Source organism: Mesorhizobium sp. M0293, assembly GCF_040321735.1.
In the GTDB taxonomy this organism is placed as follows: Bacteria; Pseudomonadota; Alphaproteobacteria; order Rhizobiales; family Rhizobiaceae; genus Mesorhizobium.
The window spans coordinates 1-10,705 of record NZ_JAMYSA010000164.1; the positions used below are offsets into that span (position 1 = coordinate 1).

A 10,705-nucleotide genomic window follows, 5' to 3' on the forward strand; every position below is an offset into this window, starting at 1 on the left:
CCCACCGGCTTGTGATTCATGGATTCCGAAAATTTCTGCCTCGGGAGGGTTTAAGCGCAATAGGTCTCGGCCGTCCCCCACTTGGGCGGGGCGTACTCGTACTGCTTTAGATCATGCGCTTGATGTCGATGTAATCGCCTTCGGTCTGGATCGTCAGCGTTACCTCGCGGTCACCGCGATTGCGCCAGAACCAGCCGTGGTTCCCGTCGAAGGCAACTTCCAGCACACCTTAGTCGGAAGGAACGCTGCGACCCTTTTTTGTGGTTTACGGACTGACCGCCGCCATCGCCGTGCGTCTCGGAGTAGATCTCGCAGCCTATGCTGGTTTGTTCCTGGCGGCCTTGATCGCCGCTACGATCCTGCCGATGCAATCGGAAGCAGTGCTGGTCGGGCTGCTGCTTGCGGATTACTCGCCCCGGCTGCTCATCGCAGTCGCGAGCGTCGGCAACGTGCTTGGATCGGTGATCAACTGGCTGCTCGGGCGAGGCATCGAGCGCTTCCGGAGCCAACGGTGGTTTCCGATGAACCAAGCGCTACTGGAGCGCGCGCAAGTGTGGTATCGCCGCTACGGAAAGTGGTCGCTCCTGCTGAGTTGGCTGCCGGTTGTCGGTGATCCGCTAACCGTCGTCGCGGGCGTCCTGCGCGAGCTTTTCGGGTTTTCCTTTTGTTGGTCACTGCCGCCAAGGTCGGCCGTTATCTTGTTCTTGCCGCCGTGACGCTGAGCGTGATCTGACCTGGCGAAGCTTCTCGAAGCTGATCGGGTTAGGCCCGGCTGGTTCGAAGGAACCAGCCCAAGGCCACTCTGATGCACGCGGACGGGAAGCTTAGCTCTTCTTGACGGCGACCTTGTCGAGGGCTGCGCGCAGACCTTTCGCCAGCTTCTGTGCATCGCGGGACCGGCCAACCAAGCTACGGCGCAGCGCTCCGGCCAACGTCGACATTGTTAGGACATTCCTGTGGCCGCGCGCCAAGCCTGCACAACGAAGCTGTGCTGGTTCCAGATCATCAGCGCTCCACTCACAGCCATGAGCGCGACCACAAGGCCGCGGAATTGTCGTCCACTCAGGCGTTCGAGCCAGCGCTTGGCCAGCAGATTGGCAAGCGCGGCGCCCAAACCCGCGGCTACGCCGTACATGGCCGCCTGACCACCTAGCGCGCCGAGTCCGGTGAATACCGCGATCTTGACGACATCGGTCACAAACGAGTTCACGGATTTCGTTGCGACCAACGTCTCCTTCTCCGAACCGTAGTTCAGATAGAGCGAATTCAGGACGGGTCCCACCGTGCCCATCAGCGCCGACAACAGGGCGACGATCAGGCCGGCCGGGAGGAACCACCAGCGGCGAGCTCGGTAGCTCCGCTCGCGCGCCCCGCCGCGAAATTCCCAGACTGCACTGATCAGATAGATCCCTATGAGTATCTGGAGCCATTCCGCCCGACTGTTGGCGAAGAGCCAAGAGCCCGCTGCGGCGCCGGCGATGGCGCCGGGCAGGTACCAACGGACCAAGCTCCAATCTATGTCGCGCCGAAAGGCCAGGGCGCGGATGGGATTGCCGATGAGCTCGGTCAAGGTGATGACCGGCGCAACCGCCGCGCTGCCTGTGATGAAAGTCACGGCGGGGATCAGCAATAGACCTCCGCCTCCGGCCGAGAGGGTGTTCAGCGTCCAGGTGAGGAACCCCGCTAAAGCCAGGAGGCCTAGTCTAATCCAGTCCATCCGATCAGAACGAAGCGGGCCTTCGATCGTTCCGAACGCATCGGTTCGCAAAGGCCCGGCCCGCCTCTCACGTACGATGGAAAGGCGATCTCCGGCGGAATGCTGGTGGCAGAAAGACACCGTGCCAGAGGACAATTCCCGAGCCAGCGGGAAGAAGGCCGGGCAATCGCTCCGAGCCGGCCGAACTCCGCCGTTGGACGGGCCACCAATCTAGCTCTTCTTGACGGCGACCTTGTCGAGGGCTGCGCGCAGGCCTTTCGCCACCTTCTGCACATCGTCGTTTGCCCAGAAATGCATGAAGAAGAGCCGCGGCTGCTCATCGAGCATGTGGCTATGCAGTGCGGTGATCTCGATGCCGTTGTCCTGCATGGCTTTGATAACCGGATTGACCTCCTTGGCGGTCAGCACAAAATCACCCGTGATCGCCGCCTTGCCGCCACCTGTCGATTGGAAGTTGATCGCTATTGCCGAGCCCATGGCCGCCGGCACTTCCATTCCATTTTCCTCGACCGGCTTAGCGCGCGGTATCGTGAACTGGTAGACCGCTCCGTTGGCCTTACCCTTATAACCGATGGTTTGGTCGACACTGGCCGTGTCGAACTCGATCTGCGGAGCGGCTTGCGGCTGGGCGCCGCCTCCCATCGGTGTTTTGCTCAGCGCCAATCCGGCATGAAGCGCTGTTGCGAGCGTAACCGGGTCGCCTTGGCCGAGGACGTGCATGTAGAGCGTCATCGGCTCCGCGCGCAGCAAGTGGTTGTGCACCGCAGTGATCTCGATCCCACCTTCTTCAAGCTTCTTCATGACCGGGTTCACCTCGTCCTGCGTCAGAACGATGTCGCCCATGACCATGGCCTGATCTCCCATGGGTTCGAACGCGATCCAGCCTCCAAGCGCAAATCCGGGTTTCAGGGATATGCCATCGAGCGAAACCTTCAGGTCCGTTCGTGGCAGCCCGACCCTGTAGACGCCATCAGGCGTCTCGGTTCCGGATTTGCCGAGCGCCTTTGCGATTGTTTCCCAATCGGGCGCCGCCGATGCCGGTTGGAGCAGCGCCGACATCACAATCAGCATCGCTCCGGTCACGAGTTTTGCATGCATGGGGTTTCTCCTTGTAATTTGCCCCCATTGCCCAATTCGTCATGCGGCCGCCGGCTTGATGGCGGGTGGCCAGCTATGCGTTTCCGCTTTGCGGCCCGAAGCCCACGCGTAGAGCGCGTCATAGATGACGAAGCCGTGCTTCAGCACCTCCTGGTCGTCAGACGTTAGGTCCCGCAGACCCATGGAGATTGCCAGCAGCCCCGCCGACTGTGGCGTGAGGTCGTGCCGGTCCGTGTCGGCGCCGCGCACGATCGCCGCAATGGTTACGATCGCCGGGTCGCGATCGAGCCCATTTTTGGAAACGAAGGTGTCGAAACTGCAGCCGTCGCCGACATGGGTGAATTCGACGCCGGGCACGTCGTAAGGCGTGGCGCCCGTTTCCTGGGCAACACGGATCACCTGATCGGGCGGCACGAACAGGAACTCAGGTTCCTTGTCGATGAAGCGCGCAATCAGCCAGGGGCAGGCAATGCGGTCGATGACCGGACGTTCACGGGTAACCCATTTCATGACGCAATCCTTTCTTCGCTTATCACCAGGGGGACGGTTGGCGCGCCGATCGCATGCCAGGCGGCGATGCCGCCTGAAAGCGCACTCGCATCGACGCCGCGACGCCGCAGTTCGGCGACTGCGTCGCCGCTGACCTGGAAGCCGTAGACGCAATAGACGACGACCGGTCTGTCCTTCGGCAGTTCACCCGCCCAATCGGCGATGGTCTCAGGCGCGCGGACCTTGGCCCCCGGCAACATATCGCTGCGTTTTGCCAGATCGTCGGCGAGGCAGACATCGAGCACGACGAGATCTTCTCCATGATCGAGACGCGCCCGCAGTTCCTCTGGTGCGACCGCTGGAACCGCATCGTCCGATGCCGATCCTGTTGAAGGATCACGCTTCGCGACGGCTCGCCGGTGGCGGGCAGCCACCCGTTCCCAATGGATGTTCTTCATAAAGGCATCGACATAGGCGCCGGCCTTGGTGCCGAAATCCATGTGGTAGGCGTGCTCGTACATGTCGAGCGCGAGGATCGGCATGCCGCCGGCAAGACAGTTGGTGTGGTCCGCCGCCCATTGGATCGTCAGTCGGTCGCGCCGCTCCGACCAGGTCAGCAGGGTCCATCCCGAGCCTCCGGCCTGCGCCTTGGCACAGGCCATGAACTTGGCGCGCCAGGAGGCTACGCTGCCGAAGTCGCGCTCCAGAGCCGCAGCGAGATCGCCTCCGGCATCGCCGGTGCCACCGAGTCCGTCGAAATAGATTTCGTGCAGGATTGCTGAATTGGCTGCGACCAGTTCCTCGCGTTTCAGACCATTGATGTCGAAAACTGGCGCCGCGCCCCAGTCGAGCCCGTCGAGCCGCTGTTCGATGGCGTTGAGGCGACGAACGGCACCGCCATAGTTGTTTTCGTAGTGACTTGCCAACAGCCTCTCGGAGAGGCCGACGAGGCGAGGCGGCTTGAACGGCAACGGCATGATTTGGTGTGGCATCGGTTTCCCCACTCTGCGGCACGGCCATCCGTGAGGGGGCGAACGCTATGCCCGAATGTAGAATGATACAAGTGTTGCATTTGTCTTTGTTCGTGATACGGTTCACTTATGAGTGAGGGGCAATCACAGGAGCAGCGCTGGCTGCTCCTGGTCCATCAGCTGCCAAGCAAGCCCGCCTACTTTCGGGTGAAGATTCGGCGATGGTTGCAGGGCATCGGCGCGCTCGGCTCCAGCACGGTCTGACAAACTATTGCTGCGTGTTGAGCGCCCGCCTCAAACTCTGCGCCAACGCCTGAGCATTGCCGATGCCCCAGTAGTGCAAGAAGATGATCCGCGGGTCTTCAAAGAACATGTGATTGTGCACCGCGATCACTTCAATCGCTCCAGCTTGCAGTTCACGGATGACTGAATGGACTTCATTTTCCAGCATCGCAAAGTCGCCGCAGACCGCGGCGCGCTCGTCCGTGCCCTGGAAGGCTGCCCACGTGTTGTAGCCCATTGCGGCATCAATATTGAGCTCGCCACAGCGTGTGCAGACGACGGGCACGGATGGCCGCCCCAGGACAAACTTGAGCACGCCGTCCTTGCTCTCGCCCTTGTGCTCGACAATCGCCTCAAGCGGCGGGACGTTCAAGCTACTGTTCACTTTCTTCATGGCAGGTCCGACAGGACGCTTCTTGCGCACGATCTTTATTGCTTCAAAAATCCCATGCGCTCCTGTCGCCAACGCAGTTTCATCAGCCGTACCCTCGACATGCATAAACATCACGCGCGGCTGTTCGCGGACGAAATGATTATGTAGGGCCGTTACATACAGGTTTGCCTGGATCGCTGCGGCCATCGCTCCCTCGATTTCATCTTCGAGCACGACGATGTCGCCCATCAACGTCGCATGATGTGCCCCCTGTTTGAAACCGACCCAGGAGGTGAGACCCATAAACGGAATGATCTCAAAGCCGTCCAGGGTCACTCTCACTTCACTGCGCGGGACCGATAACTTGAGCACGTCACCCGTGGTCTGTCCCTTCAGTCCGGTAAGGGATTCAATGGCTTGGTAATCGAGCATCTTGGACCTCCTCGTTTCAGCTAGCACTAGCCGAACCAAATTTCGGTTGGCGCCGCACAATGAATCGAGTGCCGAACGCCAACGCGAGCGTCACCATTCCAATTATAAGGTGCAGGAGTGGTATGAAGAAGAGCAGTATGAAGCAGCCAGCCAGGCCGAACCAAGCGAAGAAGGGCGAGAACAGGCGCTGCTCCTTACTTAAGTGCAGAGCCGCGTAGTGGGTAATGGCAAACCAAACCAGCAGGTAAAAGCTGGCAAGCGGCAAGACCTGACGCAGGTCGAACACCAGCACCACTGCAAAGACGAGCGCCCCGATGGCAAGTACTGCGTGACGCGGCACCTTGAAACGCGGATGGACCTCGCCGAGCCATTTCGGAAATTCGCGCGCCTCGCCCATCGCGAGCGCCACACGCCAGACGCTGAGCAGATCGCTAACGAGCTCGTTAATCGATGCTGTCCATGCGGCCCCTAGGATCAGCCAGCCGCCCCACGACCCGATAGCCTGCGTAGCTGCCTTGAAGAGAGGTACGTCATCTTTGGCCATTTCCTCCGCGCCAAGCACCCCCAGAGTAGTAGCGGCCACGGCGTAATAGACGACGGCGGCGATCGCAATGCCGCCTAGAATGGAGAAGGGAATGGCCTTTCGGGGATCCCGAATTTCGCCCGCCATAATGGCGGTGCGCATGAAGCCATCCCAAGCCCAGAAGAAGATCGCGGCGCCCGCCATAAATCCGAATGGCCCCTTATCCAGTGTCGGGACCAAACGAGCGACTTCTACATGCGGAGCCGCGAAGAAAACGAATACGCCCAGAAGCGCAACGATGACCAGCACCAGGCCAATAATGACTTTGCTCGTGAAGGAAATACCAAAGGAATTCATTAGCATAACAACGAGTACAAGCGCGCCAGCCGTCAAATGTACGGGAAGGCCAGGAACAAGTTGTGCTGAGTAATGAGCGAAGGCAGCGATACCACGCCCGTGCCCACAATCCCCTGTCCAACATAGCAACAGCCAGCAAGGAAGCCGACCGTGTTGAGATGGAACGCCCGGGCCCAGATGAACGCACCGCCATGTCTGGGGAAATTGACGCCGAGCTGCGCGCCGCTGATACCTGTGGCCAAGCATACCAGCCCTCCTGGAATCATCGCCAGGAGAAGGGCGGGACCGGCCCGCTCGGCGGTCGCACCAAGGGCACCGAAAATACCCGTCCCGATAATCATGCCGGCAGTCATGAGCGTAGCTGCGGTGCGTCCAAGGGTCCGTGTCGCGGATGATCCTGACTGGGTAGCCCCACCCGAAGCTCTCATTTCGGCACCTCCTGTCGGGCGTCAGCGAGACAGTCTGCGAGACCGCGAACGCTACGCCTGAATAAAGCATGATACAAGTGTTGCATTTGCCTTTCTCAGTGATACGGTCTGCTGATGAGCGAAGGGGAACTTGGGACCGAGCAGCGCTGGCTGCTCTTGATCCATCAGCTGCCGACCAAACCAGCCTATTTCCGGGTAAAGATCTGGCGGCGGCTGCAGGGTATCGGCGCAGTTGCGGTCAAAAGCACCGTCTATGCGCTGCCCGCCGATGCAGAGACGCAGGAGGATTTCGAATGGCTCCTGAAGGAAATTATCGACGGTGGCGGTGAGGCGATGGTGTGTGAGGCGCGTCTGATCGACGGCCTGACGGACGTACAGGTTCGGGCGCTGTTCGATGCCGCGCGGGACACCGACTATGCGGAGATCGCCAAGGCAGCGCGCGATCTAACGGCGGCTATCGACGCCGAGAGGACCGAGGATCGGCGCGCGGACGCCCGCACGCAACTCGGTCGAATGCGCAAGCGGCTCGCCGAGCTTGTGACAATCGACTTCTTCGGCGCCAGCGGTCGCCTTGCTGTAGAGGGACTGATCGCCGAGCTCGAGGCTCAGCTTATGGAGGACAAGGCCATGACCAAGGAACCAAAGAAGATGGCCGAGCCGGGCGAGCTCAAGGGCCGGACCTGGGTCACTCGCCGGGACGTGCATGTCGATCGCATCGCCTGCAGCTGGCTGATCCATCGCTTCATCGATGCCGATGCAACAATCCGCTTCGTCGCTGGCAAGGGATACGTGCCAAAGGAGGGCGAATTGCGCTTCGACATGTTTGAGGGCGAAATCACCCATGAGGGAGACCGCTGCAGCTTCGAGGTGCTGCTGGCCCGCGCCGGCATTACGGATACGGCTTTGCAGGCCATCGCCGAGGTCGTCCACGATATTGATCTCAAGGACAGCAAGTTCGGTCGCGAGGAAGCCACGGGGATTGCCAGCCTGATCGCCGGGATCGCCATGGCGAATGCCGGTGACGAGCAACGGATCGCCGAGGGCGCTTCGGTGTTCGACAACCTCTACCGATATTTCCGCTCGAAGCGCGGGTGATCCGAGGAACCAATCATGGCCAATGCTGAGAACACCGTGACAGCACCGAACCGACCAGACGACACGCCCGGCCATGGCATTTCGTTCGCTGAGGCCACGCGGGTGTGGGCGCGTGTGGCCGCGCTCAGCTTCGGCGGCCCGGCGGGTCAGATCGCCATGATGCACCGCATCATCGTCGAGGAAAAACGCTGGATCGGCGAGACCAGGTTCCTGCATGCGCTCAATTACTGCACGCTGCTGCCCGGGCCGGAGGCACAACAGCTTGCCATCTACATCGGCTGGCTCATGCACAAGACCAGAGGCGGCCTCGTCGCCGGTATCCTGTTCGTGCTGCCTGGTGCGATCGCCATCATGGCGTTGAGCTGGATCTATGCAATCTTTGGCAATGTCGGAGCAGTTCAGGCCCTCTTCTTCGGCTTGAAGGCGGCGGTCCTTGCCATCGTGCTCGAAGCGGTGTTGCGCATCGGCAGACGGGCGCTCAAGAACAATGCCATGATCGGGCTTGCGGCGGCGGCCTTCATCGCTCTGTTCTTCTTCCACGCGCCATTCCCGCTGGTCATCCTGGCTGCGGGTGTGATCGGTTACGTCGGGGGACGGGCAGGGTGGGCTTCATTCCAGTCGGGCAACGGACATGGCAAGGTCGGCGGCAAGCAGGTTGCCGACGCAGATACGGCGCTTGGCGAAGGGGTGCCTGCGCATACCCGGCCATCCGTCAGCTGGTCGCTGAAGATCGCAGCGGTGTGTCTGCTGCTGTGGCTCGTGCCGGTCCTGGCACTTCTTGTGTTTCTTGGGCAAGGCAATGTCTTCACCGACATCGCGATCTTCTTCTCCAAGATGGCGATGGTCACCTTCGGCGGCGCCTATGCGGTGCTCGCCTATGTCGCTCAGCAAGGTGTCGAGCACTACGGCTGGCTCAAGCCGGGAGAAATGCTGGACGGCCTCGGTATGGCCGAGACCACGCCCGGTCCGCTCATCATGGTCACCCAGTTCGTCGGTTTCATGGGCGCCTACCGGGCGCCAGGAATGCTCAGCCCGCTGGTCGCCGGAACACTCGGCGGTCTGCTGACGACGTGGGTAACCTTCGTTCCGTGCTTCCTGTGGATATTCCTCGGCGCGCCGTTCATGGAGACGATGCGCAGCAACAAGGCCCTATCGGCAGCGCTGTCTGCCATCACGGCGGCGGTGGTCGGTGTGATCCTGAACCTGGCGGTGTGGTTCGCGCTTCATGTGCTGTTCCGCGAACTGCGTGAGGTCAGCTGGCTGGGCACGACGGTGGATGTGCCAGTATTCAGCTCCGTCAACCTGCCGTCGCTGGTGCTGACAATCGGTGCGCTGCTGGCCGTGTTTCGTTTCAAGATCGGCATGATCCCCGTGCTCGCGACATGCTCTGTCCTGGGCGTGCTTTATGGCGTTGCCACGGGATCGATTTAAGCAGTGCGATAGGCGCAACCACTTTGCGGCAGGAGGCATACCTGGCAGCCCAGACGCCGACGAATGCTTCGCGCGAACCTTTAGCCAAACAGAGGTTTTCGCTGCTGCCTGCCGGTGCCAGGCCGGCAGCTGCCCTTCTGTTGACGTCCAGGGGATTGAGGGCATTCGGCGACGGACTCGTCAGTCTTCTGCTTCCCGCCTATTTGGCCACACTTGGTTTCAGTCCTTTCAAGATCGGGGTTCTCGCCACAGCGACGCTCGCTGGTTCAGCGGTGCTCACTTTGACCGTCGGGTTTGTCGCACACCATTTCTCTCGCCGCTCCCTGCTGATTGCAGCTGCCGTCCTGATGGTTGTCACGGGGAGCGCCTTCGCGTTGGTTCAGGATTTCTGGCCGCTGCTCCTTGTCGCATTCGTGGGAACGTTGAACCCATCCTCGGGCGACGTCAGTGTGTTTCTGCCGCTGGAGCATGCGCAACTTGCCCATAGTGTCACTGACCGCAACCGCACCGCGCTCTTTGCACGCTACAGCCTTGTCGGCTCACTTGTAGGGGCGGTCGGTGCTCTTGCGGCCGGAGCCCCCGACCTACTCCGCCAGATTGTCGGCCTGGACATCAAGCAAGCTCTCCAGATCGCCTTCCTGCTTTATGCCTTTCTGGGAGTAGGAGCGTTGCTCCTCTATCGGAAATTGCCGGATGAGCCGCTCGATGCGAGTGCGGTACCGGCGGAACCACTACGCAAATCTCGAACCATCGTCCTCACGCTCGCTGCACTTTTCAGCCTTGACGCTTTTGCGGGCGGTTTCGTGGTCCAGTCGTTGATGGCTCTTTGGCTTTTCCAACGGTTCGGGCTATCGCTCGCTGCGACGGGCGCAATCTTCTTTTTGACGGGTATCCTCTCCGCCGGGTCGTATCTAGTGGCCGTGCAAATCTCTAAACGGATCGGGCTGGTGAACACGATGGTGTTCACACACCTGCCGTCCAGTCTTTGCCTTTTGCTCATCCCCTTCATGCCGAGCCTCGGTCCCGTCATCGTACTTCTGCTGATCAGGAGCGCCTTGTCGCAGATGGACGTACCGACCCGCACCTCCTACGTCATGGCCGTGGTATCACCTGGTGAGCGGGCCGCCGCCGCGAGTGTCACCGCTGTCCCGCGCAGCCTCGCGGCAGCCGCCAGCCCGATGCTTGCCGGCTCGCTGCTCGCAATGTCCGGCTTCGGTTGGCCGCTGCTCATCGCCGGCGCCTTGAAGATTGTCTATGACATCCTTCTGCTTGCGATGTTTCGCAAGGTTCGCCCGCCAGAGGAACGACGAGATGGGCCGTAGCAACCCGCGGAATGCCGAGACAGCATGAGCCGCGCGCCCCTGTTATTCTGCAGGTGGGCGTTCTGCCGACGAGTAGTGCATCAATTGAAAAGCCCGCCACGGTGTCCGAACCGGATAGATAGGTAACAGAATGGACTGATTAGATGGGTGACAGTTTTCTCCCTCGCCGGGAGGACCGGCGATGGTT

At 60.9% G+C, this 10,705-nt stretch carries 10 protein-coding genes and 1 pseudogene; 4 read left to right on the forward strand and 7 right to left on the reverse strand.

Translation table 11 applies throughout. The annotated features are described in order from the left end of the window. Positions 1-290 precede the first annotated feature (290 nt). Positions 291-733 (forward strand): annotated as a pseudogene (locus NKJ06_RS32510) (YqaA family protein). Positions 734-943: 210 nt separating this feature from the next. Here NKJ06_RS32510 and NKJ06_RS32515 read toward each other — a convergent pair. From NKJ06_RS32515 to NKJ06_RS32545, 7 genes are all read right to left on the reverse strand, one after another. Further along, positions 944-1,717: a sulfite exporter TauE/SafE family protein gene (locus tag NKJ06_RS32515; protein ID WP_352635998.1), complete on the reverse strand. Its 774-nt coding sequence runs from the start codon at positions 1,715-1,717 to the stop codon at positions 944-946. Positions 1,718-1,927: 210 nt separating this feature from the next. After that, positions 1,928-2,815 carry a DUF1259 domain-containing protein gene (locus tag NKJ06_RS32520; protein ID WP_352812062.1) on the reverse strand — a complete coding sequence of 296 codons (888 nt, stop codon included), beginning with the start codon at positions 2,813-2,815 and terminating at the stop codon, positions 1,928-1,930. A 39-nt stretch (positions 2,816-2,854) separates the two neighbouring features. Then, entirely contained in the window at positions 2,855-3,325 is a 471-nt protein-coding gene (locus NKJ06_RS32525) for a chromate resistance protein ChrB domain-containing protein (RefSeq protein ID WP_352635984.1), read from the reverse strand. Next, entirely contained in the window at positions 3,322-4,296 is a 975-nt protein-coding gene (locus tag NKJ06_RS32530; protein WP_352635986.1) for a Fe-Mn family superoxide dismutase, read from the reverse strand. Before NKJ06_RS32530 ends, NKJ06_RS32525 begins: the two co-directional genes overlap by 4 nt. 247 nt (positions 4,297-4,543) lie before the next feature. Then, entirely contained in the window at positions 4,544-5,362 is an 819-nt protein-coding gene (locus NKJ06_RS32535) for a DUF1259 domain-containing protein (protein ID WP_352635988.1), read from the reverse strand. Positions 5,363-5,378: 16 nt separating this feature from the next. Continuing rightward, positions 5,379-6,248, reverse strand: coding sequence for an APC family permease (locus tag NKJ06_RS32540; protein ID WP_352635990.1), 870 nt, complete (start codon positions 6,246-6,248; stop codon positions 5,379-5,381). Between the two features lie 26 nt (positions 6,249-6,274). Beyond that, complete coding sequence (locus NKJ06_RS32545; protein ID WP_352635991.1) at positions 6,275-6,670, reverse strand: amino acid permease; 396 nt, start codon at positions 6,668-6,670, stop codon at positions 6,275-6,277. 114 nt (positions 6,671-6,784) lie between these two features. Here NKJ06_RS32545 and NKJ06_RS32550 point away from each other — a divergent pair, with 114 nt between their 5' ends. From NKJ06_RS32550 to NKJ06_RS32560, 3 genes are all read left to right on the forward strand, one after another. After that, positions 6,785-7,765: a chromate resistance protein ChrB domain-containing protein gene (locus NKJ06_RS32550; RefSeq protein WP_352635993.1), complete on the forward strand. Its 981-nt coding sequence runs from the start codon at positions 6,785-6,787 to the stop codon at positions 7,763-7,765. 15 nt (positions 7,766-7,780) lie between these two features. After that, on the forward strand, positions 7,781-9,196 hold the full coding sequence (gene chrA / locus NKJ06_RS32555; RefSeq protein WP_352635995.1) for a chromate efflux transporter: 1,416 nt from the start codon (positions 7,781-7,783) through the stop codon (positions 9,194-9,196). Between the two features lie 101 nt (positions 9,197-9,297). Further along, positions 9,298-10,518, forward strand: a complete 1,221-nt coding sequence (locus NKJ06_RS32560; RefSeq protein ID WP_352636001.1) for an MFS transporter — start codon at positions 9,298-9,300, stop codon at positions 10,516-10,518. Positions 10,519-10,705: the final 187 nt, after the last annotated feature.

Bases quoted from the DNA above. Each gene is read 5' to 3' on its own strand.
- NKJ06_RS32530 (WP_352635986.1), bottom strand. From the start codon at position 4,296: ATGCCACACCAAATCATGCCGTTGCCGTTCAAGCCGCCTCGCCTCGTC.
- NKJ06_RS32525 (WP_352635984.1), bottom strand. From the start codon at position 3,325: ATGAAATGGGTTACCCGTGAACGTCCGGTCATCGACCGCATTGCCTGC.
- NKJ06_RS32515 (WP_352635998.1), bottom strand. From the start codon at position 1,717: ATGGACTGGATTAGACTAGGCCTCCTGGCTTTAGCGGGGTTCCTCACC.
- NKJ06_RS32545 (WP_352635991.1), bottom strand. From the start codon at position 6,670: ATGAGAGCTTCGGGTGGGGCTACCCAGTCAGGATCATCCGCGACACGG.
- chrA (WP_352635995.1), top strand. From the start codon at position 7,781: ATGGCCAATGCTGAGAACACCGTGACAGCACCGAACCGACCAGACGAC.
- NKJ06_RS32550 (WP_352635993.1), top strand. From the start codon at position 6,785: ATGAGCGAAGGGGAACTTGGGACCGAGCAGCGCTGGCTGCTCTTGATC.
- NKJ06_RS32540 (WP_352635990.1), bottom strand. From the start codon at position 6,248: ATGCTAATGAATTCCTTTGGTATTTCCTTCACGAGCAAAGTCATTATT.
- NKJ06_RS32535 (WP_352635988.1), bottom strand. From the start codon at position 5,362: ATGCTCGATTACCAAGCCATTGAATCCCTTACCGGACTGAAGGGACAG.
- NKJ06_RS32520 (WP_352812062.1), bottom strand. From the start codon at position 2,815: ATGCATGCAAAACTCGTGACCGGAGCGATGCTGATTGTGATGTCGGCG.